Source organism: Pedobacter paludis (genome assembly GCF_003173575.1).
Classification (GTDB): domain Bacteria; phylum Bacteroidota; class Bacteroidia; order Sphingobacteriales; family Sphingobacteriaceae; genus Pedobacter; species Pedobacter paludis.
Genome location: NZ_QGNY01000002.1, coordinates 737,413 through 758,597, shown reverse-complemented (window position 1 = coordinate 758,597; position 21,185 = coordinate 737,413). Strand labels below are relative to the sequence as shown.

Sequence of the window (21,185 nt, the reverse complement as noted above, 5' to 3'; positions counted from 1 at the left end):
AATTGTTTGTAATCTTAGTTATACAGTGCCAATTTGTTTAAATAAGTATGCATTTAATCGTCTTCTCTACATTATTAACTCCTCGAATAAAGTATATCTTCAATTTTATTTTTAAAGATATTTTGAAAGCTGAGGTAGAATTTACTGGCAACAGTCAGTATTTTTTGCAAAGCGATAATATAAAAATTAGTTATGGGGAATTGCCCTTAGCAGATGAGCTGTTTTTCAAAAGCACATCTCTACTTCTATCAAACAAGGTTGAGGAATTTAATTTAAAAACAACTTTGTTTGGAGAATATCAGGTTCCGTTTCCGGTTAAAGATTCTCTATTGCCTTTTGATGTTTTTGCCGCTTCGTTCTTTATCGTAAGCCGGTACGAAGAATATCTTCATCAAAAAACATCTACAGAAGATTTCAAAGCAAGTAAAAGCCATCAATATAAATGGAGGATTTTAGATAAGCCGATTATTGATGAATGGGCGCTTATTTTAAAAAATTTAATCCTAAAGAAATACCCCGGCTTTAGGTTTTATGATAAAAAATTTATTCAGCAGCCTACCATAAATTTTACCATTACACCCAATGTGCCTGATGGTTTTTTATCTAAAACCAAGTTTTTTATCAGCTCGGTATTTAAAAAAGAGAATGTTTATCTAACTTCAAAATTTGATAAAATTACAGGTTTGGGTGTTGATAACGAGGCTGTTCTAGCTGATTTGGAAAAATCTCTTGATAAAAAAAACAATCCGCTTTTCTTCATCGGCTTCCCCAATGTACCGGATGAATATATTCGAAGAAATGGAATTTCAAATTTGCTGGCAGAAAAATCAGTTGGCTTATTAAAGCCTTGTGATAACGAAACACAGAACGTTAGCGGCATTAAGGAAGCCGTATCAAAACTCAAGAAAATACATCCCGAACAAATCAATCTGAACAGTCAGCAATTGGAAGTTTTACGTTTTCCAATCTGCTATTTAAATCTCCTAAATTCTGGCATTAATTCAGATTACTCTATGGGTTATGCCGATACTGCAGGTTTTAGAGCAGGAACATGTACACCCTTCAATTGGTACGACTTACAATTGGAAAAAGTAACCTCCTTAAGTGTGAAATCTTATTGCATTAGCGATAGCGTATTACAATTTAAACATCTGGAAGAAGCCAAGAAAATTGTTAATGATTACATTGATGCCGTAAAAGTTGTTGATGGTGCTTTTTTCAGCAGTTGGCAACTCAGAAGTTTATCTAATAATTACAAATACAAAAAGCTAAAAACTGTATTTAACGATATGCTTAAATCTGCGGGATAAATTAATGCATTAAATTTAGGATTATGAACGGGCATTTTGCTTTATAAACCCTAAATTTAAACTTAAATAAAGTGCATTTTTATCGCACCGCCAGAAAAAGCTTATTATGATTTTTAACCTCAGCAAAACAAAATCCATCGCAAACACCTTTGTTGCAGAACTTCGAGATCAGGAAATCCAGAAAGATTCTATGCGTTTTCGGAAAAATCTGGAACGCGTTGGCGAGTTTTTTGCTTACGAGATCAGTAAAACGTTAACCTATAAATCAAAAGAGGTTACAACACCATTAGGCTTATCGCCATGCGAAGTGTTGGAACATCAGCCTGTTTTAGCAACCATCTTAAGAGCCGGACTTCCATTACAACAAGGCTTGCTGAATATCTTTGACCAGGCCGAATGCTGCTTTATCTCCGCCTATAGAAAAGTAGAAAAAAGTGGAGATTTTATTATTCAGATGGATTACGTTTCTACACCAGATTTAGACGGAAGAGTCTTAATTATGGCCGATCCGATGTTGGCGACCGGGCAAAGCATGGTGATGTGCTGTAAAGAATTGATTAATCGTTATAAAATTAGCGAACTGCATATCGTTGCCGCAATAGCCAGTACCGAGGGCGTTATGCATGTACGGGCAAACCTGCCAAAAGCTAAATTATGGCTTGGGGCTATTGATGAAGAAATGACAAGCAAGTCGTACATCGTGCCAGGTTTGGGTGATGCCGGCGATTTGGCCTATGGCGAAAAAGTGTAAACAGAATCAAAAAGTTAATATAAAGCCACAGATTTACAGATTAAAAAAATCCGTTATCTTTTTAATTGTAGTTACAGAAATTAAGAATCTGTGGCAAGTAAAAACTGAAAGCCTGAAGTCATGTCGTATACTTTTACTTAAGGAATTAGACTGAATGAACATCCTCTTTGTGTGTAGCAGAAATAAATGGAGAAGCGCTACTGCCGAAACCATTTATCAAAATCATCAAGAACACAATGTAAAATCTGCCGGGACAGAGCCATCAGCGAGGGTAAAAATTAATGCAAAACACATTGCATGGGCCAATTTAATCTTTGTAATGGAGAAGAAACATAAGCAAAGAATTACCGAAAAATTTAGGGAAGAAATAACCGGAAAGGAATTAATTGTACTGAATATTCCTGATGATTATCAATATATGGATGAAGAATTAATCGAGGAAATTACCACGAAAGTTTCACCGTATTTATAGTCTGCTTAATTACCTACCTTTGCCCACAAACCAATCAACCTTAAAACATTGCAACATCAAAAAAAACATATTTTCTTCGATTTAGATCATACCATATGGGATTTCGATCGCAATGCCGAAGAAACTTTAAACGAGCTTTATCATACCTATAAATTGCATGATTTAGGTTTAACTTCCTGTTCAGATTTTATCACAACATACACAGAAAACAACCATCAGCTTTGGGCAGATTATCATTTGGGAAAAATTACCAAAGACTTTTTAAGGGCCGAACGTTTTAGCAAAACCTTTATTCAATTGGGCATTCAGCCAGATGCGGTTCCACATCAGTTTGAAGATGATTATGTAAACATCTCGCCTACCAAAACCAATTTATTTGAAGGCGCTGAAAATGTTTTAGTTTATCTTCAGCAAAAATATACACTGCACATCATTTCTAACGGATTTAAGGAAACCACTTTAACCAAAATGGATTTATCTGGACTTAACCCTTACTTCACCAACGTGATTATTTCTGAAGATGTTGGGGTTAACAAACCAAATCCGTTAATTTTCGAATTTGCATTAGATAAAGCAAAAGCGAATAAAGCGGAGAGTATTATGATTGGTGATAGTTTGGAAGCGGATATTTATGGCGCCTTAAATTTTGGAATGGATGCGATTTTCTTTAATCCGACAAAAAAAGAAAAGCCAGAGGATGTGAAAAGAGAAATTGCACATTTAGAGGAGTTATTGATTTTATTTTAAGCTTATCTACTATCTTTATTTATGAATACAAGTAAGATCAAAACCTCTTTACACCAAATTGTTAATGCTTACAAGACAAAACTTTCTTTGTATTCTGATGACGTTTTCCAAAATACACCTCCAATTAATGGCTGGAGCTATAGCGAAGTTTATTCCCACATCTTCGATTCGAGTTTACTTTCTTTAATCGCTCTTGAAAATAGCGCAAAAGGTAAAGGAGAAGATCAGCCTACGCACTTTGCTGTTAAAATGATTTTATTTTTTGGCTCATTGCCACCAGCAAGAAAATATAAAGTTCCGAAAAGGTTGGCCGAAAGGGTAAAAAAAATAAGTAAAACCGATGCTCTGGATTTCATTCTGGAATTTGAAAAAGTTTTGGATGAGGTATATCCTTTAATTTCAAAAGCGAAAACAAATTCGAAAACCAAACATCCCAGATTGGGCTTTTTAAATGCAAAACAATGGTTAAGATTTATAGAAATCCATTTGAAGCACCATTTAAAACAATTGGTTCGCATAGAAAAGAGTTTTCAGCAAAGCGTTTAAATTTTACATCTTTGCGTTAATGAAATTACCCGCTATAAAAGGTTTTGATGAGGAAGCATTCAACAAGTATTTAAAAAATACAGGATGGGTAATGTTTGGCAAGGCGCTAAGCCTTATAGTAAACCTTTTAATTGCCAACTATCTCGGTCCGATTTTATTTGGCGATTTAAGTTTTGGTTTATCATTAGTTGCCATTTTAGCTGCAGTTGGTACCTTGGGTCTTGATACGTTTATTATCCGCGAGATTATTCATGAACCCAGCAAACGCGATGAAATTTTAGGCACTTCGCTATGGCTTAGAATGGCTACAAATGCAGTTCTCATTCCAATAGCCATTGGCATTTATTTAATAAGTCACCATTTATCGTCAAATCCTGGCGCTCCACTTACTGTATTGGTTGGCTTACTAGCTGTGGCATCTTTCTTTAAATCATTTAATGTTATCGATGCCTATTTCCAATCGCAGGTACAGTCCAAATATGTTGTTCACGTACAGAATATATGTTTAATCGTAACGTCGATTCTCAAAATCGTAATCATAAGCTTAAGCTTGCCACTTTTATATATCGTTTTGGCGTATGTGCTAGACGGACTAATTTTAGCGACTGGTTTGGTAATCACTTATCAAAAAAGAGGCTTCAACATCTTTAATTGGAGTTTCGATAAACAGAGGGCCAAATCTCTATTAAAAGAATCTACACCATTAATCCTTTCTGCGGTAATGGTTTCCATTTACATGAAAATTGATGTTGTAATGCTTAAAAGTATTGGCAGTAAAGCAGTTGGCATTTACAGCGCAGCACAGAATTTAAGCGAAGCATGGTATTTTATTCCCGTAGCAATTGTAACATCTGTATTTCCAGCTTTACTAAATGCCCGCAAAACTGATCTGGAAAGGTATCAGAAACGTTTGGGAAATTTATACGATCTATTGGTTTTCATCAGCATACCAGTCGCGTTATTCATTAGTTTTTTTGGCTCGTGGATTATCCACATCATTTATAGCGGCAAATACGATGGTGCAGGGCCTATGTTATCTATTCACATTTGGTCGGGTATTTTTGTATTCTTAGGAACGGCCAGTTCTCAGTATTTAGTTGCCGAGGGCTATACAAAAATTTCGTTTTACAGAACAGCTGCCGGCGCAATTGTAAATATTGTTTTAAACCTATGGCTTATTCCAAAATATGCCGGGGTTGGCGCATCATTAGCTACACTTATAGCCTGTTTTGTATCAACATTTTATCTTTTAATAATTCCTAAAACTAGGCAACAAGGTATAATGATGTTAAAATCATTATTTTTGGTCACAGCATTTCAAAAAATATTTAAACGTTGAGTACTCTTAAAGCATTAACAACTCTAATTGCTAAGCCCAGTAGGCTAAAAGCATTATTATCTTACGGGCATAAAGGCTATTTAAACAGCATCGGCTGGTTTACCGCTTTTGATAAAAAACAGGCTGTAGATGGCAAAGGCGAAGCTTTACCATGGGTAACCTATTCTTTTATCGATTTTATCAAGGAAAGGATAAACAATACTCAGAACATTTTTGAGTACGGATCTGGAAGCTCAACAATATTTTACGCCAAAAAAGCCGGTACGGTTACTTCTGTAGAGCATGATAAAGGCTGGTTTGATATGGTTAAAAATACAAGTCCGGCAAATGCCGAAATGATTTTTTGCAAACTGGAAAAGAATGGCGAATATTCGAAAAAAGCCTCCATGTTAAACAAAAAATTCGAGATCATTATTGTTGATGGCCGTGATCGGGTAAACTGTTGCAAACATAGCGTAGATGCATTGAGCAGTGATGGCGTAATTGTTTTAGATGATAGTGAACGTGAGGTTTACAATCCCGCAAGGATTTTTCTTAAGGAAAAAGGCTTTAAAGAATTAAGTTTCAGCGGGATTTCTCCGGGTCTTTTTTACGAAAAAGCAACCTCCGTTTTTTATAAGGCTGATAATTGTTTAGGCATATAACATCTATTAACTAAATTATGCTTAGCGAAGAAGTAAAAACAGCCTACGATAATTTTTATACCAATAGCGATGTTGCCTGGCGAATGCTTGGCGCAAAATATAAGGCTCAAAACATAGTTGATGTTTGTAAGAGCATTAAGCCCAAAAAAGTTTTAGAAGTTGGGGCTGGCGATGGAAGTATTCTTCATTTTTTAAACGAATGGAGTTTTGCTCCAGAGCTTTATGCTTTAGAAATTGCTCAAAGTGGTGTAGAATTAATTAATGAAAGAAAACTTTCTCACCTTAAAGAAGCACAGACTTTTGATGGATACAAAATCCCTTATGAAGATGATTCTTTCGATTTAATCATTTTGGCTCACGTGCTAGAACATGTAGAACACGAACGGATTTTGATTAGGGAACTGAAAAGGGTAGCAAAATACATCGTTGTAGAAGTGCCAAAAGATTATCGTTTTGGTGTTGACAAGCGAATGAAACACTTTCTGGATTATGGCCACATTAATATGTATACGCCAACATCCTTAAGGTTTTTGTTGCAAAGCGAGGGTTTGGAAGTTCTTGAAGATAAGGTTTCAATGACTGCTCCAGAAACAGTTAAGTTTAATGAGTTTGTAAACAGAAAAGCGCCAAAAACCTTTACAAAGAATTTAAAAATCGAGTTGGAATATCGAATTAAAAAAACTTTGGGAAACCTTCTCGGAGAAAAGAAAAAGGAACAGTTTGCAAATGCTTATACCGTTTTAACCCAAAAATCGGATTCTAACTTGCATATATTTTAGAATTTACCATATATAAGTTTATATTTCGTTAATCTCTATTCACTAAAACATCCCTTTATAGTTTGACCTAAACTTAAAGAGCGTAATATGATTTTGACTAGGGATTATTTAAAAAATTTAGTTTATAAAGTTAACGGAGCAGCAATTGAAGTGCACAAAGCTTTAGGCCCAGGCTTACTGGAATGCACCTATCATAAATGCATGATCCATGAGCTAAAAGCAAAAAACATTAATTTTAAATCCGAATTAATCATACCAATAAATTATAAAGGACTAGAGCTCGATGCAGAATTACGTTGCGATTTGTTAGTTGAAGACACTTTAATTGTAGAATTTAAATCAGTGGAAAGCATTCAACCTATTCATGTTGCACAATTATTAACTTATATGAAGTTGCTGAAACAACCAATGGGACTGATGATCAATTTAAATTGTCTACACATATTTAGCGAGGGGCAAAAAACTTATGTTAATGAAATATATGAATCGATTTATTAATCTGTTTTACACACAGCTTATATGTTCCTTAAATTTCTTATGTGGTAAAAAATAGATAACAATATGCAAAACCTTGCCCCAATAGCACTTTTCGTATATAATCGTCCGCAGCACACTTCGCGTACCTTAAAGTTTTTGCAACAAAACAATCTCGCAGCCGAAAGTCGTTTGTATATATTTTCTGATGGTGCAAAAACGCCACAGGATGAAGAAAAAGTTGCGGAGGTAAGATCGATAATTAATAAAATTGAAGGTTTCAAAACTGTTAAGGTTATTGAGCGAAAAGAAAATTCAGGCTTAGCCAATTCGGTTATAGCAGGTGTAACACAACTCATAAATGATTATGGGCAGGTAATCGTTTTTGAAGATGATTTAATTACTTCGCCACATACCCTTACTTATTTCAACGATTCTTTAAACCGCTACCGCGATGAGGAAAAAGTGATGCACATAGGCGCATATATGTATCCGTTAAAATCAGAAAATCTACCACAGGCTTTTTTTTATAGAGCGGCTACAAGCTGGGGCTGGGCAACTTGGGATAGAGCCTGGAAAAACTTTGAGCCTAATATCGATACGCTCTTAAAGCAATTCGACAAAAAAAAGAAATCGGCATTTTCTATTGATAACAGCATGAATTTCTGGAAGCAAATGCAGGAATTTAAAAAAGGAAAAAACAACAGTTGGGCAATCCGTTGGTATGCATCGATTTTTCTAAAAGGCGGCTTAACCTTAAACCCTTCTCAATCGTTGGTTAACAATATTGGCCACGATGGTACTGGCGTTCACTCTGGAATTAACGACATTTATAACGTTATCATCAATCCAAAACCCATTACGCAGTTTCCAGATGTAATAAAGGAGAATCAAGAGGCTTATCAAACCATCAAGAATTTCCTAGCCAACAGAAAAGGGAATCTAGCTTCGAGAATCAAGCGTTTTGTAAAGGAAAAACTCGCTCAATATTTCTCAAAATAGAATTATTTAAATATTGGATCTTGACGATTATCCCAAAAGCAAATTATAAGTATTTTGCTTCCGTTTACCTGAAAGAAAATCGAACAGTTTTTGTGTACAAGACATTTTCTTATCTGATTATTTTCTTCTATAATTTGATAAAGAAATGGATTTGCACCAATCTTTTGAACCGAAGATGAGGTTAGATTTTGAAATTTGATTAAAGTATCTAATCCGAATTTTTCTAATAGTTGAGCAGAAATTAAATCGAAGGTTTCTTCCGATTCAACCGTAAAAACTACATCATAAGACATTAAGCTTTAAAATGTTTTAATTTAAATTCATCGAAAGAAATCGTTTCCCCTTTATTTGCCTGTTTCAACCCCCGCTCGATACTTTGATATACGTGTTTCGGTAATTTTTCAGTTTGAGATTCAAAATTGATATTCTGTTCTATCATAAAAGCCTTTAATGCTTCTAATTGCTTTTCATTGTCTGGATGTACCAAAAGTGTTTCCATACTCAAATTTAATTTAAATTTTATCAATTCCCATAACCGAATTACATTTCAATAACTATTCTTTGTATTTTGTTCTATCAATAACGAAAAACATGAAATGGATAACCATATTACTTCTTTCAATATCATTTACAGCAAATGCCCAAAACCCACCCAAACCTTATGGAGCACTTCCATCTAAAAGGCAACTGGCATGGCACGATATAGAAGTTTATGGTCTAATTCATTTCACCCCGACTACTTTCGAAAATAAGGAATGGGGTTATGGAGATGCTGATCCAAAAAGCTTCAATCCAACTGACTTTAACGCAGAACAAATTATTAAAGCCGCCAAAGCCGGGGGATTAAAAGGCATAATTTTAGTGGCAAAGCATCACGATGGTTTTGCGCTCTGGCCAACAAAAACAACCGAATACAATATTAGCAAAAGTCCTTTTAGAAACGGAAACGGAGATTTAGTTAAAGAAATAGAGCAAACTGCTCATAAAAATGGATTAAAATTCGGGATTTATTGCTCCCCTTGGGATAGAAATAATCCAAAATATGGAACTGCTGAATATTTAGCCATTTATCAAGCCCAGCTTAAAGAATTGTACAGCAATTATGGTGAACTTTTTATGAGTTGGCACGATGGAGCCAATGGTGGAGATGGATATTATGGCGGAGCAAAAGCGCATCGTTCGATAGATAATACAACATATCACGATTGGAATAACACTTGGGCAATAACCCGTAAAATGCAACCCATGGCCAATATTTTTAGTGATATTGGTTTAGATATCCGTTGGGTTGGTAATGAGAATGGAAATGCATCAGAAACAAGTTGGGAAACCTTTACACCGCTTCCACCGGAGGGGAAGAATGTAGCCGTCCCCGGTCAGGCGAATTATCCCCAAAGCCCCATGGGAATTAGAAATGGTAAATTTTGGATGCCTGCAGAATGTGATGTACCACTACGTAAAGGCTGGTTTTATCACCCGAACGAAAAACCAAAAACCCCAGAGATGTTATTCGATTTATATTTGAAAAGTGTTGGTCGCGGGGCGGGTTTAGATTTAGGCTTGGCGCCAGATACCCGCGGACAATTACACGAAGACGATGTAGTTGCCTTAAAATCATTTGGAGATATGATTAAACATACCTTTGCAAACAACCTCGCTAAAGATGCGCACATAGTGCCAAGCAATACCCGAGGCAAAAACTACAATGTTGTAACTCTATTAGACAATAATAAAGAAAGCTATTGGGCTACAATGGATAAAGTGCATGAAGCGAGTCTAGAAATCGATTTAAAAAGCAACAAAATTTTTGATATTATCAGTTTACAAGAATACATCCCATTAGGACAACGGATAGAAGCTTACAATATTGAGATTTTAGAAAACAATAAATGGAAAAAAATTTACGATGGAACAAGTATTGGCGCCAAGCGATTAATTAAGTTAGATCAACCAGTTACAACTTCTAAAATCAGATTAAACATTACGAAATCGCCGGTTTGTATTACCTTAAGCGAATTCGGAATTTATAAGAAAACGCAGTAGAAATCTATTTTCTAGCTTCCAGAATAATATAAGGTGATAAACTTTTGCTTTCGAAAGGAATAATTTTGGTAAAAACCTTACCTGTTAACCAAACCATCTTTTTGAATAAACGCACACCTGCAGATTTCTGATTCTCGTTTTCTAACCACACACTGAAGTGGCCAAAATAACCAGCTTTAACATCTTTTAATCCTGCCTTTTCGCAAATCGATTTTAGCAAAGCAGGATTCATGCTGTCGATATTATGCTTATCGTAATTCTCTTTATCAAAGTTTTTTTGAAACCATCCATTAACAGCTTTAAAGTTTGGCAAGGTGATAAACAATGTTCCACCAGGTTTTACAAAAGCAATATGGCGATTAATGATATCTGCAGTATCATTAAAATGCTCAATTAAACCACAACTCAGCACTAAATCATACTGTTGTTCTGGCGTGTAGTTAAACAAATCGGTTTCGATGATGTGGATATCTTTTTCGGTTAACCCGTTTTTATCAAGAAGTTCGTTTACAACAGGCGGGTGAACGAAATAATCTAAAAGGGTAACATCTAGCTTGAAATATTTCTTTAAAAAAACAGCGTAATAACCCGGAAATCCACCCAGTTCTATGGCCGTTTTAACTTTACATTTTTCAATAACATCTGCCAATTGACGATGAAACACGTAATCAGCTGGCAACTCAACAGCAAGTCCTTTTTTACTTTCCCAATAATTTACCCAAAAAGCTCTATCCGTTAATAAATTTGCCATGCATTAAAATATTTCGATCCCAAAGAAACGGAAAATTTGGTTAACTGTACAACTGATTAATTGTTAAAACCGAAAATGATCAATTGCTAAGTTGTTAGGCTATTTATCATCATAATGCCCGGCAGAAGTAAGGATGAGTACAATTAATTTATCATCATTTACTTGATATACTAATCTATGTTTTTGCGAGATCCTTCTTGAATAACACCCAGCCAAATTGTATTTCTTAAGTTCAGGTTTCCCAGTTCCAATTTTTGGATGTTGCTGTAATTCTGTGATAAGTTTTTGAGCTTTCTTAAATGCAGTGGGTTCTGATTTCTTTAAAAATTTTAAATCCTCAATCGCCTGAAGAGTAAATTCTAATGTATACATTATAAATTCTTAAAGAAATCTTCGAGATCCTCGGAATTACCAATTTTTATTGTTTTCCCTTGTTTGGCCTGAAGAATAGAATCTTTAATTTTTTGAATCATTTGTGGGGAAAAGTAAATTTCTTCATCTTTTATTGGCATTATAGAATAAGCCTTATTCTTTCCTCTCTGAATAATTATCTGTTCTCCATTATCAAGCTTATCCATGTATTCAGCTTGCTTTTCCCTAAATTCTCTACTACTAACTACCAACATAAATTAAAATTTTGCGTACCATTATGGTACAAATATAGCAAATAATATATTGCCTGCATTGTAATTATGCTTATTTCCAACAATTTAACAATGCAGACAATATGAATTATTTCAAATCCTTCAAAATTTCTGATACAGCTTTTTCCAATTGTGGATCTTTATCTGCCAATCTATCCTCGAAAGTGTTTTTCACAAAAATATCTGGTTTAACCCCCTCCTTCTCAATATTTTTGCCATCCATAGTGTAACAGCCCCAAGATGGCAAACGGTATGAAGAACCATCAACCAAGCCCTTTGCCGAAGTAAAAATAATCCAGCGGTAAGTTTCCGTTCCAACAATTTTGCCCAGTTTCAATTGTTTAAATCCGGTAGCTGTCATTTCCGCATCACTTAAAGATTGTTCGTTAACCAATAAGATAATCGGTTTCACTGCAGGTCCAAAATTACTTTGCGGAGCCATTTTGCCTCCACGGTATTTCCACTTTAAATAGGGTTTTTGAGATAGGAATTTCAAAACTTCATCGTGGACATTACCGCCTGTATTGTAGCGTAAATCTAAAATTATAGCCTCTTTATTTTCTTCCTGCTCTACCATATCCAGTAGAAAACGCTCTAATTCGCCTGCACCCATATTTTTCATATAAGAATAGGCGATGCGGTTGTTTCCCCATTTATCTACATTCTGGCGATTTTTGGCAATCCATTCATCATATAAATTATTTCTTAACAAACCCGAGCTTTCTGGATGAACATTAACCGAAACTTCTTTGCCATTACGCACAAAGGTTAAACTCATTTCCTTATCTAATGATGGTTTGCTGAAATAATAGTCCCTATCCATTTTATCATCAACCTGCACACCGTTTACTTTGGTTAGAACATCGCCTGGCAAAACATTTACGCTTGCGTAAGAGGCATTACTTTTCGCTACAATCCGTTCTACCTTAAATGGGTTTTCATTATCGAACATAATGCCCGTTTGGTTGGTTATGTAGTTTAGGTTTTTGCGCTCCTCTGTTCCAAAACTATTAAAGCCCATGTGCGAAGAATTCAATTCGCCCAACATATCGTTTAATAAAATTCTTAAATCGCTACGGTTATTTACATAAGGCAGATAAGCCGAGTATCGGGTTTTCATTTTTTCCCAATCTACACCATGGAAGTTTTCATCGTAAAAGTTCTCATCAAGGCCAACCCAGGTTTCGTAAAACATTTGGTTAAACTCTGCATTTAAGTTTCTAGCGAATTTATAAGCGTGATCAATCTTATCTTGCTTGTTACCTTCCAGACTATACTTATTTATTACGCCACCAATCAAGGTGAAAAATTTATCGCCAACTTGAATAATCGAGTAATCTTCTCCATCGCCAACCTTTTCCGTTTTGTTCGCTTCAAAAGGCTCAATGGTTGTCCGATATAAACTTGGCTTTCCGCCATCTTGGTTAGATGAATAGAAAACATAGGTTTTATCGCCTTTGGCAAATGCATCGGTTCCAAACTGATTTCCAAAATCAGAGCTTACCAGTTCCACTCGATCCAAAATATTCTGGGTATTTATTGTAATTATCGAAGCGGGTTTTGGAGTCGGTTTAACATCTGTCTTTTTCTTTGCTGTATCAGCAGATTTACTTGTCTTTTTATCTGCAACACCCGGCTTAACATCTTTTGGTTCTGCCTTTTCTTCCTTAAATAAGTCATCAAATTTATCGAAACGGAAAGGCGTATCATAATTGTTCAAAGCCATGCGATAAATGTGTACATGGTCGCCTCCTGATGGATAAAAAGGCTCCGTTCTTGCGCTGGTAAAGAAAATATACTTTCCATCAGGCGACCATGCCGGACTGGTTTCGGTAACCCCTGTATTGGTTAAATTAATGGTTTTGTTCGTTTTAATCTCGTGAACCAAAATGTCCTGCTCAAAATTTCTAAAGGCAGTAAACAACACATATTGATCGTTTGGAGAAAAGCTTGGCGTAGAATTCTGAATGGCCCAAAACTCATCGTTAACAATGGTTTTACTTTCCATGGTTTTCAAATCCAGCAATCGCAATTCGTTTCTTCCACTTAAATAAACCGCCAAGGTCTTTGCCTTATTCAAAGTGATATCGCGATTATTAGCCTTGTCTTTAGTAATTTGCTTTGGTGTTCCCTTTCCATCTCCAGTTAAAGTAAACCAGTTTTGGTAACCGTTGGAAGTTTGATTGAATAAAATTGTTTTGTTATCGGCAAGCCATTTACACTGCATGGCCCGTTCTCCACTATTGGTTATTTTACGGATAAACTTTCCATCGGCATCGCTTACAAAAAGCTCTCCTCTTGATACAAATGCGATTTTCTTTGCATCTGGAGAAACATCGAAAGCCGAAATATTTCCACGAACATCATACTCCTGCTCTTTGCTTAACACCTGATTGCGAGACGCACTAATGTTAACCTTTTCTGTTTTCTTTGAGGCTACATCGTAGGTGTAAAGTTGATAGTCCTTCTCAAAAACCACGGTTGTTCCATTCGCAGATACAAATGGACGTTTTATAGAAGTATCAAAATTGGTTAGTGCTGTTTTCTTTCCGTTAATAAAAGTGTAAAGGTTATATTCCTCATTGCCTTCATCAGAAACGAAATAAACATTTCCATTAGCATCAACGCTGGTCCAAAAATCCTTACCAATATAAGTGGTGTATTGTTTGTAAGTTTTGGTTTTTGGGTTATAAGATTGAATATCTGGATTATAAGCGCCCTTATAATGCTTTCTGTTTGAGAAACGCATACTTTCCCAGGTATCGCTAAAAAATAATTCGCCACTCGGTGCCTCTGCAATGTGGTGCGTGGTGTTAAAATAATTTTCGAAAAGACGAACGGCCGTTCCACCGTTTACATTTACTTTATAACTCGAAAAAGAGTTGAAACGGCCTGAAGTAAAATAGATTGTTTTTGAATCTAAACTCCAATTGTCAACTTCGTCAGATGCATCATTAAAAGTTAATTGTTTTATATCTCCACCTGCAACTGGCATTACATAAACATCGTAATTACCGAACTGATTGGATGAAAAAGCCATCCATTTACCATCTGGAGAGATTTTTGGATTAATTTCTTCGCCCTGCATGGCCGTAATCCGAGAGGCTAAACCACCTTTTACCGGAACTTTCCAAATATCTCCATCATAACTGAATACTATTGTCTGCGCATCGGGCGTTAAAGCAGGATAAGCTGTAAAATAAGTTTGATTTTGTGCAAATGCACCAAAAGGCAATAACAGAGCGCCTGCTATAAGCGTTTTTAAGATGTTTTTAATCATGATTTAGTTTGTTTGGCTTTGGATGTATGAAAATACGCAACAGTTTTTATAATCGTAAACAATTAATGTATTTTTGAATTGATTTGAAGATAATACACCTAAATACGTATGATGGAAATGGAGGTGCTGGACGTGCCTGCTTACGCCTAAGCGATGCCCTGAAAGCTAGTGGTGTAGATTCTAAAGTACTTGTTTACTACAAATTTGGGCAAAACCCGAAAGTTGATGCCTTCAGCAAATCGCCCATTCAAAAAGTCAAGGCTGTTTATAATATTTTATCAGAACGTTATTTTGCAAAGTGGCTTAGCAAATCGGTTAAAACGCCATTTAGCTTACAGTGGTTTGGCCGATCGATAAAAAACCATCCAGATGTTAAAAGTGCAGATGTTATTCACCTGCATTGGATTAATCACGGTTTTCTTACACCAAAGTTTTTGGCGGAGCTAGATGAACTTGAAAAGCCAATTGTTTGGACTTTCCACGACAGCAATGCTTTTACAGGCGGTTGCCATGTACGCTATGGTTGTGAAAATTTTCACCATCAATGTGGCAATTGCCCCATTTTAAAAATTAGTGGCGATAACGACATCTCTCATAAAACCTGGTTAAGAAAACAGAAAGCTTATACTGAATTAAACTTTCATATTGTGGCGCCAAGTAAGTGGATGGCGAGCTCGGTAAAGTTTAGTAGTTTGCTCGGCACGCGTAAAGCAACTGTTATTCCAAATACCATAGAAACCAATATTTTTAAACCATACGTTAAAAGCGAGGCGAAGAAGATTCTTAAAATCAACCCTGATAAATTTGTTTTAATGAGCGGTTTTATGCCCTCAAAAAATGACAAGCATAAGGGAACACCCTATTTAATTGAGGCGCTAGAAATCTTATCTCGACGAGCAGGAATTGTTAAAGAAAACATCGAACTGGTAATTTTTGGAAACAAAGAAAATACCGAAATGCCCACTTTCACTTTTAAAACAACCTTTTTAGGCACGATAAATAAGGATGAGCATTTGGCAAAATGTTACTCGGCTGCTGATGCTTTTATTACACCTTCTTTAGAAGATAATTTGCCAAATACCGTGATGGAAAGTTTGGCCTGTGCCACCCCTGTAATTGCATTTACAACCGGAGGAATTCCAGATATGGTTAAGCACATGCAGAACGGGTATTTGGCTGAATATGAAAATGCTGAAGATTTGGCTAATGGTATCGAATGGCTGTATCATCGTCCAAATAAAACCGAAATACAAAAAGAAGCTCGATTAAGCATTCTAAATAATTTTTCGGAAAAGGTTATTGCAGAAAAACACCTTGATTTATACGAAACGCTGATTGATTTACAGCCGAAGTAAAATATGCTTATGGAATTATCTAAAACCTACCTTGATAATATTAAAGCACTGAAATCGGCCATTTTACAAAGCCGATATAAAGCGGCTACACTGGTTAACAAAGAGCTTCTAACGCTTTATTTTACCGTTGGCAAGTTCATTTCAATCAAAATTGAGGAAGAAAAATGGGGAGCAAAGGTTATTGAAAGTCTTTCTGCAGATTTACAAATTGAACTACCTGGATTAAGAGGGTTTTCTGCTACAAACATTAAACGGATGCGCCTTTTTTTTGAGGCTTGGAAAGACCAGTTCTTAATTAGTCCGTCACCGACGGCCAAATCAGAAGCTATTGATTTACAAGAAATTACATTTAGCCCGTCAGTAACGGCCCAATTAGAAAATAGTTTTTCAAATGTAAGTTTCACCCACCACATCGAGATTTTACAAAGCACAAAATCTTTAGATGAAAGGATATTCTATATTCAAAAAACAGCCAGCGAATTTTGGAGTTTAAGCACGCTAAAAAATCATTTAAACAACCAAACTTTTCAAAAAACGGGAAGCTTACCCAACAACTTTTCCAAAACAATAGCCAATGATGAAATAAGGCAAAAAGCCCTGCAATCATTCAAAGATGAATATCTATTGGATTTTATTAATATTGAGGACAACGAGGATAAAGACGAACGTGTATTAGAAAGTGAAATTGTTCAAAACATTAAAAAATTCTTAATGTCTTTGGGATCAGATTTTGCCTTCATGGGAAATCAATATCGATTAATAGTAGAAGATGAAGAATATTTTCTTGATTTATTATTTTTTAATCGCCGTTTACAATGCCTGGTTGTTTTCGAATTGAAAACAGGTAAATTTAAACCTGAATACATGGGCAAAATGAATTTTTATTTATCAGCTTTGGATGAGTATATAAAACAGCCACATGAACAACCATCAATAGGAATTATACTCTGTAAAGAAAAGAAAAACAAAGTCGTTGAATTTTCATTTAAAGATTTTAATAAGGCAATGGGAGTCTCGACTTACAAAACCAGCACCGTTTTGCCAACGGCTTATAAAGGGCTTTTACCTGATGTTGAAACGTTAAAAAAATTGATGGATTAATATGCCAAAGCTCTCTATTATCACCATCGTATACAACAACGTTCGAGACATTGAGCGAACAATAAACTCTGTAATTAATCAGACCTTTAGAGATATAGAGTATCTCGTTATTGATGGAGCTTCTACAGATGGTACGCTAGAGGTTATCCAACGGTATAAAAATCAGATTTCAAAAATTGTTTCAGAAAAAGATCAGGGCATTTACGATGCAATGAATAAAGGTTTGGCAATGGCCAAAGGCGATTACGTTTTATTTATGAATTCTGGTGATGAGCTATACGATGAACATACTGTTGAGGATGTTTTTGAATCTTCGCCAGGAGCCGATATTTATTATGGCGAAACTGAAATGTATAACGATAACTGGGAGAATCTAGGGAGAAGAAGACACGAAGCACCAGAGGTTTTTGACTGGAAAAGTTTCAAATTTGGAATGAGCATAAGTCATCAGGCCATTTACATCCGCAGAAGCATTACAACACCTTACGATTTAAAATATAAGTACAGCTCTGATATTGATTGGATTATAAAAGCGGCAAAAAAATCATCAAATATTGTAAACGTTCATCGCTATGTTGCTAAATATTTAGTTGGCGGAATGAGCAAGAAAAAGCATTTTGAAAGTTTAAAGGAGCGCTTTAAAATTCTAACCAAGTACTACGGTTTAGTTCCGAATATCTTTAATCATATTATTATAGCAGGAAACTTAGTAACATATTACTTTAAGCACCGCAGAACCAATGATTAATATCTTATAGAATCACTTGTCATTCTGAGGCACGAAGAATCCCCATCGTTCTAACCACAGACTTCAGTTCGGCTTTCATCGCTTGGAGATTCTTCGTGCCTCAGAATGACAAACCCAAAATCTAAATCTCAAATTTCTAAAAACAATAATTTTTCCCAACTGTCTTTAAATATATCACCTATTTAAAAAATAAGTTATGGGACAATTAAGTAACCGCACAATTGCTGTACTTTCAGAAAGCGGATTTGAAGAAGTTGAATTAACAGAACCTGTAAAAAGGTTAAAAGAAGAAGGCGCAACTGTTCATATAATCTCCTCTAAAAACGGAAAAATAAAAGCCTGGAATCACGATCATTGGTCAATTGAGGTTGATGTGGATAAAACAATCGACGAAGTAAATGCTGATGATTATAACGGATTGGTTTTACCTGGAGGAGTTTTAAACCCAGATCAATTGAGAGTTAACGAAGATGCAATTGCTTTCGTAAAAGCATTTTTTGAAGCTGGAAAGCCCGTTGCAGCGATTTGCCACGGCCCGCAGACCTTAATTAATGCAGATGTGGTTAAAGGCAGAAAAATGACCTCTGTAAAAAACATTTCACAGGATTTAATAAACGCCGGTGCAGATTGGTCTGACGTGGAAGTTGTGGTAGACCAAGGTTTGGTTACCAGCAGAACGCCCAAAGATTTACCAGCATTTAACGATAAAATTGTAGAGGAATTTGCTGAAGGCGTACACGAGGGACAACATGCCTAAACAGTTTGGACGCTCTTTCTAGATTCACTCAAAAACGGTTGGCTTTGGCCAGCCGTTTTTTTGTTATAGCTTTACCTGTCTAATAATATTTTTGATATTCAGTTCGATAATATCTGTCATCGTTTTACAGCTCAAATAGTGTTGATCTTTAAAATAATCGGTCATACTTTGTTTAAGCAAAGCGATGTTTGCAGGAGTTGTTAATTCTTCTTTATTAGAAACATCCCGCAAATCAGTTAAACGATGTCGCTCACTTCTAACCCGATGCACAATTGATGATCTTTCTTCCTGCTGATATTGTAAAACTGTTTTTTCGGTTAGCTGTTCCATACTCATTTTAACGTACGGTAAATTCTCCTTAAAAAACTGAGGCAAATAAACCTTCAAATTTCCTTCGTAAAATTGCTGATCAAAATCTATTGCCCTAATTCTAAACTGGATATCATCAAAATCAGGAGTAATCTGAACCACAAAATTATACGCCCTCATATCGCCAAGAAGCATAATTAAACACCGTTCGTTAAATTTAACAAACTCTTTAGCTATTCTGGTTGGATTAAATTCTGGGGTGTAAAGTTGTCCTTTGGTAAAAACATCGCCAGGGATTCCGGCAATATGCTCTTCTACCAAAGTATCACCGTCAACTAAATAGTTAACCTGATTTGGAGATAAAATTTCTTCGAGCTCTAAACCGTAAATTCTTGAGGCATCGGCTTTTTTGATGTAGAAATAGTCGTAAACATCATTTAAGCGGTTTACAATTCTAATTCTAAAAGGATGTGTATTTCCGAAAGTACAATATTCTATCTTGTCGATGTATTTATGTTCAACAATTCGGAGATTTCCTGAGGCTTTTAAATTAGCATAGATTTCTTTCAGTCCATCGTGAAGTTTATCAATTAAATCTTGTGCATAAATCGGTCCTTCCCAAAGCGAATCTTTTCCAAATTTATCCATCAATGGGAAAGCCTCATTAAACTGCATCAAATCGCTGTATTTGATGGGCAATTTCGCTTCACGCTGATAGCTCCGCAGGTATTTCTGCAAGGCTGGTGTAACCGGAAAAATCGGTTTCTTTTTCGAAATTTTTACATCTTGGTTTTCCATCAACAGCAATGTAACATTTTAAAAATTTAACCGCAAAGAATTTAAGGATAGCGCAGAGAACACAAAGCTAAACTTCATTTTCTTTGCGAATAACTTTGCGCTCTTTGCGGTAAAAAAAATTAATATTTTGGATAATTAAATGGCAAGCCAGCTAGATACCTGCTTATTTTTCGATACGGATAATTACCTGCACCGTGCTCGGCAAATTGTACAATAATAGTATTGGTCTTCTGGTCTACATAAAGCCTTTGTCCAAGCATCCCTTCAGCCGCATAATCGCCATTTTGCCCTTCCTGTGGAATCCACCATAAATAATGGTGCGCAGATTTTTGCCAGCCCTTCGCCGACGCAGGTTTTTCTTTTCCGATAGAGATGGATTGCTTTACCCAATTTTCTGGAACAACTTGTTTATGATTATACCTTCCCATATTTAGATATAAACGGCCGATTTTGGCAAAATCAATTGCTGTAACCTGAAATCTGCTTGCTGTATTTGCCAATCCATTAGGATGATCTAAACCCCATGTTGAATTATACTCTGTACCGATATTCCGCCAAATCTTTTCCTCGAAATATTGTGCTATTGATTTCTTTGTGGCTCTCTCAATAACCCAGCCCAATAAAATAGGATCGATGCTTTTGTATTTCCAAACGGTTCCGGGTTTATTCACAAGCTTAACTTTCATCAGCTCTGCTTTCATATCATGCGTGTAGTAATATTTTGCCTCATCAGAAAAGAAAGCTTTTACAATGCCACCCAAAGCATCTTGAAACTCCAAGCCCGATTTCATATCCAAAAGATTTTTTAATGTGATGTTTTGAAAAGCAGGATTAGTTTTCAGTTCAGGGATATATTCAATTATTTTGTCTTCAAGACTTTTAATACTTCCATCAGCCAAGGCTTCTCCCAATAAAACTGAGACCATACTCTTGGCTCCAGAAAATATTGTAGTTAACGTGCTATCACTATATCCAGCACTATATTTTTCATACAAAATACTATCATTTCGAATTATAAGAAATGCATTTAATTTTCCGTTTTTAAAATAATCTGCAAATGGGATCGATTGATTATTACCATCCAAGACATGTAAAGTATCTAAATCATTTCTCGGTTTCTGAGATCGAATAAAATGAAATACCGAATCGCTTTTATGCGATATGGCTTGGGGAAATGCTTTATAAGTAACCGCATTTGGTGTGCGATAATAAAGCACTCGCATTAGATAGGGTCGCCAAATAAATAACCCACCGAAAACAATAATAATCAGCAGAAAGAAATAGAATAGAATTTTTTTAAAGGTTATCATGAGCAAACTTATACCTACAAATATA

General features: G+C 35.6%; 23 protein-coding genes. 15 read left to right on the top strand and 8 right to left on the bottom strand.

Annotated features, from left to right (window positions below):
• Positions 1 to 47 precede the first annotated feature (47 nt).
• The 10 genes from DF947_RS07780 (at position 48) to DF947_RS07735 (ending at position 8,064) form a co-directional block, all read left to right on the top strand.
• Positions 48 to 1,310, top strand: coding sequence for a DUF7033 domain-containing protein (locus DF947_RS07780; RefSeq protein ID WP_109929120.1), 1,263 nt, complete (start codon positions 48 to 50; stop codon positions 1,308 to 1,310).
• Between the two features lie 106 nt (positions 1,311 to 1,416).
• Positions 1,417 to 2,061, top strand: coding sequence for a uracil phosphoribosyltransferase (upp, locus tag DF947_RS07775; protein WP_109929119.1), 645 nt, complete (start codon positions 1,417 to 1,419; stop codon positions 2,059 to 2,061).
• 154 nt (positions 2,062 to 2,215) lie between these two features.
• A complete protein-coding gene (locus DF947_RS07770; protein WP_109929118.1) occupies positions 2,216 to 2,533 on the top strand; it encodes a low molecular weight protein tyrosine phosphatase family protein in 318 nt (105 codons plus the stop codon).
• A gap of 48 nt (positions 2,534 to 2,581) precedes the next feature.
• Entirely contained in the window at positions 2,582 to 3,280 is a 699-nt protein-coding gene (locus DF947_RS07765) for a YjjG family noncanonical pyrimidine nucleotidase (RefSeq protein ID WP_109929117.1), read from the top strand.
• A 21-nt stretch (positions 3,281 to 3,301) separates the two neighbouring features.
• A complete protein-coding gene (locus DF947_RS07760) occupies positions 3,302 to 3,826 on the top strand; it encodes a DUF1569 domain-containing protein (protein ID WP_109929116.1) in 525 nt (174 codons plus the stop codon).
• A 19-nt stretch (positions 3,827 to 3,845) separates the two neighbouring features.
• Positions 3,846 to 5,165 (top strand): flippase, encoded by a 1,320-nt coding sequence (locus tag DF947_RS07755; protein WP_109929115.1) that lies wholly within the window; start codon positions 3,846 to 3,848, stop codon positions 5,163 to 5,165.
• Positions 5,162 to 5,809, top strand: a complete 648-nt coding sequence (locus tag DF947_RS07750) for an FkbM family methyltransferase (RefSeq protein ID WP_109929114.1) — start codon at positions 5,162 to 5,164, stop codon at positions 5,807 to 5,809. The genes DF947_RS07755 and DF947_RS07750 overlap by 4 nt, the downstream gene beginning before the upstream one ends.
• Before the next feature lie 17 nt (positions 5,810 to 5,826).
• Positions 5,827 to 6,588 carry a class I SAM-dependent methyltransferase gene (locus tag DF947_RS07745; RefSeq protein ID WP_109929113.1) on the top strand — a complete coding sequence of 254 codons (762 nt, stop codon included), beginning with the start codon at positions 5,827 to 5,829 and terminating at the stop codon, positions 6,586 to 6,588.
• An 87-nt stretch (positions 6,589 to 6,675) separates the two neighbouring features.
• Complete coding sequence (locus DF947_RS07740; RefSeq protein ID WP_109929112.1) at positions 6,676 to 7,086, top strand: GxxExxY protein; 411 nt, start codon at positions 6,676 to 6,678, stop codon at positions 7,084 to 7,086.
• Between the two features lie 63 nt (positions 7,087 to 7,149).
• On the top strand, positions 7,150 to 8,064 hold the full coding sequence (locus DF947_RS07735; protein ID WP_109929111.1) for a glycosyltransferase family protein: 915 nt from the start codon (positions 7,150 to 7,152) through the stop codon (positions 8,062 to 8,064).
• Positions 8,065 to 8,066: 2 nt separating this feature from the next.
• Here the strand turns inward: DF947_RS07735 and DF947_RS07730 are convergent, their stop codons facing one another.
• Complete coding sequence (locus DF947_RS07730) at positions 8,067 to 8,357, bottom strand: type II toxin-antitoxin system RelE/ParE family toxin (RefSeq protein WP_109929110.1); 291 nt, start codon at positions 8,355 to 8,357, stop codon at positions 8,067 to 8,069.
• Positions 8,357 to 8,563 (bottom strand): DUF2683 family protein, encoded by a 207-nt coding sequence (locus DF947_RS07725; RefSeq protein ID WP_109929109.1) that lies wholly within the window; start codon positions 8,561 to 8,563, stop codon positions 8,357 to 8,359. Before DF947_RS07725 ends, DF947_RS07730 begins: the two co-directional genes overlap by 1 nt.
• A 92-nt stretch (positions 8,564 to 8,655) precedes the next feature.
• On the opposite strand from DF947_RS07725, the gene DF947_RS07720 reads away from it, so the two are divergent.
• Positions 8,656 to 10,107, top strand: a complete 1,452-nt coding sequence (locus DF947_RS07720; protein WP_109929108.1) for an alpha-L-fucosidase — start codon at positions 8,656 to 8,658, stop codon at positions 10,105 to 10,107.
• 4 nt (positions 10,108 to 10,111) lie between these two features.
• Here DF947_RS07720 and DF947_RS07715 read toward each other — a convergent pair whose 3' ends face one another.
• The 4 genes from DF947_RS07715 to DF947_RS07700 form a co-directional block, all read right to left on the bottom strand.
• Positions 10,112 to 10,858, bottom strand: coding sequence for a class I SAM-dependent methyltransferase (locus DF947_RS07715; RefSeq protein WP_109929107.1), 747 nt, complete (start codon positions 10,856 to 10,858; stop codon positions 10,112 to 10,114).
• Between the two features lie 99 nt (positions 10,859 to 10,957).
• Positions 10,958 to 11,230 carry a Txe/YoeB family addiction module toxin gene (locus DF947_RS07710; RefSeq protein ID WP_205940752.1) on the bottom strand — a complete coding sequence of 91 codons (273 nt, stop codon included), beginning with the start codon at positions 11,228 to 11,230 and terminating at the stop codon, positions 10,958 to 10,960.
• Complete coding sequence (locus DF947_RS07705; protein ID WP_109929105.1) at positions 11,230 to 11,484, bottom strand: type II toxin-antitoxin system Phd/YefM family antitoxin; 255 nt, start codon at positions 11,482 to 11,484, stop codon at positions 11,230 to 11,232. Before DF947_RS07705 ends, DF947_RS07710 begins: the two co-directional genes overlap by 1 nt.
• Before the next feature lie 106 nt (positions 11,485 to 11,590).
• Entirely contained in the window at positions 11,591 to 14,782 is a 3,192-nt protein-coding gene (locus tag DF947_RS07700; RefSeq protein WP_109929104.1) for a S41 family peptidase, read from the bottom strand.
• A gap of 83 nt (positions 14,783 to 14,865) precedes the next feature.
• Between DF947_RS07700 and DF947_RS07695 the strand changes: the two genes are divergently transcribed.
• The 4 genes from DF947_RS07695 to DF947_RS07680 all read left to right on the top strand — a co-directional run bounded on the left by DF947_RS07695 (position 14,866) and on the right by DF947_RS07680 (position 18,743).
• On the top strand, positions 14,866 to 16,137 hold the full coding sequence (locus tag DF947_RS07695; RefSeq protein WP_109929103.1) for a glycosyltransferase family 4 protein: 1,272 nt from the start codon (positions 14,866 to 14,868) through the stop codon (positions 16,135 to 16,137).
• 9 nt (positions 16,138 to 16,146) lie between these two features.
• Complete coding sequence (locus tag DF947_RS07690) at positions 16,147 to 17,238, top strand: PDDEXK nuclease domain-containing protein (protein WP_109929102.1); 1,092 nt, start codon at positions 16,147 to 16,149, stop codon at positions 17,236 to 17,238.
• Between the two features lies 1 nt (position 17,239).
• Complete coding sequence (locus DF947_RS07685) at positions 17,240 to 17,986, top strand: glycosyltransferase family 2 protein (protein WP_109929101.1); 747 nt, start codon at positions 17,240 to 17,242, stop codon at positions 17,984 to 17,986.
• Between the two features lie 196 nt (positions 17,987 to 18,182).
• Positions 18,183 to 18,743, top strand: coding sequence for a type 1 glutamine amidotransferase domain-containing protein (locus tag DF947_RS07680; protein WP_109929100.1), 561 nt, complete (start codon positions 18,183 to 18,185; stop codon positions 18,741 to 18,743).
• A 63-nt stretch (positions 18,744 to 18,806) separates the two neighbouring features.
• On the opposite strand, the gene DF947_RS07675 is transcribed toward DF947_RS07680, so the two are convergent.
• Positions 18,807 to 19,850, bottom strand: a complete 1,044-nt coding sequence (locus tag DF947_RS07675) for a hypothetical protein (protein WP_109929099.1) — start codon at positions 19,848 to 19,850, stop codon at positions 18,807 to 18,809.
• 119 nt (positions 19,851 to 19,969) lie between these two features.
• Positions 19,970 to 21,160: a serine hydrolase domain-containing protein gene (locus DF947_RS07670; RefSeq protein WP_109929098.1), complete on the bottom strand. Its 1,191-nt coding sequence runs from the start codon at positions 21,158 to 21,160 to the stop codon at positions 19,970 to 19,972.
• Between the last annotated feature and the right edge of the window lie 25 nt (positions 21,161 to 21,185).

Coding starts and splice junctions, on each gene's coding strand:
- DF947_RS07770 (WP_109929118.1), top strand. CDS start 2,216: ATGAACATCCTCTTTGTGTGTAGCAGAAATAAATGGAGAAGCGCTACT.
- DF947_RS07755 (WP_109929115.1), top strand. CDS start 3,846: ATGAAATTACCCGCTATAAAAGGTTTTGATGAGGAAGCATTCAACAAG.
- DF947_RS07780 (WP_109929120.1), top strand. CDS start 48: ATGCATTTAATCGTCTTCTCTACATTATTAACTCCTCGAATAAAGTAT.
- DF947_RS07720 (WP_109929108.1), top strand. CDS start 8,656: ATGAAATGGATAACCATATTACTTCTTTCAATATCATTTACAGCAAAT.
- DF947_RS07745 (WP_109929113.1), top strand. CDS start 5,827: ATGCTTAGCGAAGAAGTAAAAACAGCCTACGATAATTTTTATACCAAT.
- DF947_RS07705 (WP_109929105.1), bottom strand. CDS start 11,484: ATGTTGGTAGTTAGTAGTAGAGAATTTAGGGAAAAGCAAGCTGAATAC.
- DF947_RS07710 (WP_205940752.1), bottom strand. CDS start 11,230: ATGTATACATTAGAATTTACTCTTCAGGCGATTGAGGATTTAAAATTT.
- DF947_RS07715 (WP_109929107.1), bottom strand. CDS start 10,858: ATGGCAAATTTATTAACGGATAGAGCTTTTTGGGTAAATTATTGGGAA.
- DF947_RS07740 (WP_109929112.1), top strand. CDS start 6,676: ATGATTTTGACTAGGGATTATTTAAAAAATTTAGTTTATAAAGTTAAC.
- DF947_RS07725 (WP_109929109.1), bottom strand. CDS start 8,563: ATGGAAACACTTTTGGTACATCCAGACAATGAAAAGCAATTAGAAGCA.
- DF947_RS07735 (WP_109929111.1), top strand. CDS start 7,150: ATGCAAAACCTTGCCCCAATAGCACTTTTCGTATATAATCGTCCGCAG.
- DF947_RS07760 (WP_109929116.1), top strand. CDS start 3,302: ATGAATACAAGTAAGATCAAAACCTCTTTACACCAAATTGTTAATGCT.
- upp (WP_109929119.1), top strand. CDS start 1,417: ATGATTTTTAACCTCAGCAAAACAAAATCCATCGCAAACACCTTTGTT.
- DF947_RS07730 (WP_109929110.1), bottom strand. CDS start 8,357: ATGTCTTATGATGTAGTTTTTACGGTTGAATCGGAAGAAACCTTCGAT.
- DF947_RS07690 (WP_109929102.1), top strand. CDS start 16,147: ATGGAATTATCTAAAACCTACCTTGATAATATTAAAGCACTGAAATCG.
- DF947_RS07670 (WP_109929098.1), bottom strand. CDS start 21,160: ATGATAACCTTTAAAAAAATTCTATTCTATTTCTTTCTGCTGATTATT.
- DF947_RS07675 (WP_109929099.1), bottom strand. CDS start 19,850: ATGGAAAACCAAGATGTAAAAATTTCGAAAAAGAAACCGATTTTTCCG.
- DF947_RS07700 (WP_109929104.1), bottom strand. CDS start 14,782: ATGATTAAAAACATCTTAAAAACGCTTATAGCAGGCGCTCTGTTATTG.
- DF947_RS07685 (WP_109929101.1), top strand. CDS start 17,240: ATGCCAAAGCTCTCTATTATCACCATCGTATACAACAACGTTCGAGAC.
- DF947_RS07680 (WP_109929100.1), top strand. CDS start 18,183: ATGGGACAATTAAGTAACCGCACAATTGCTGTACTTTCAGAAAGCGGA.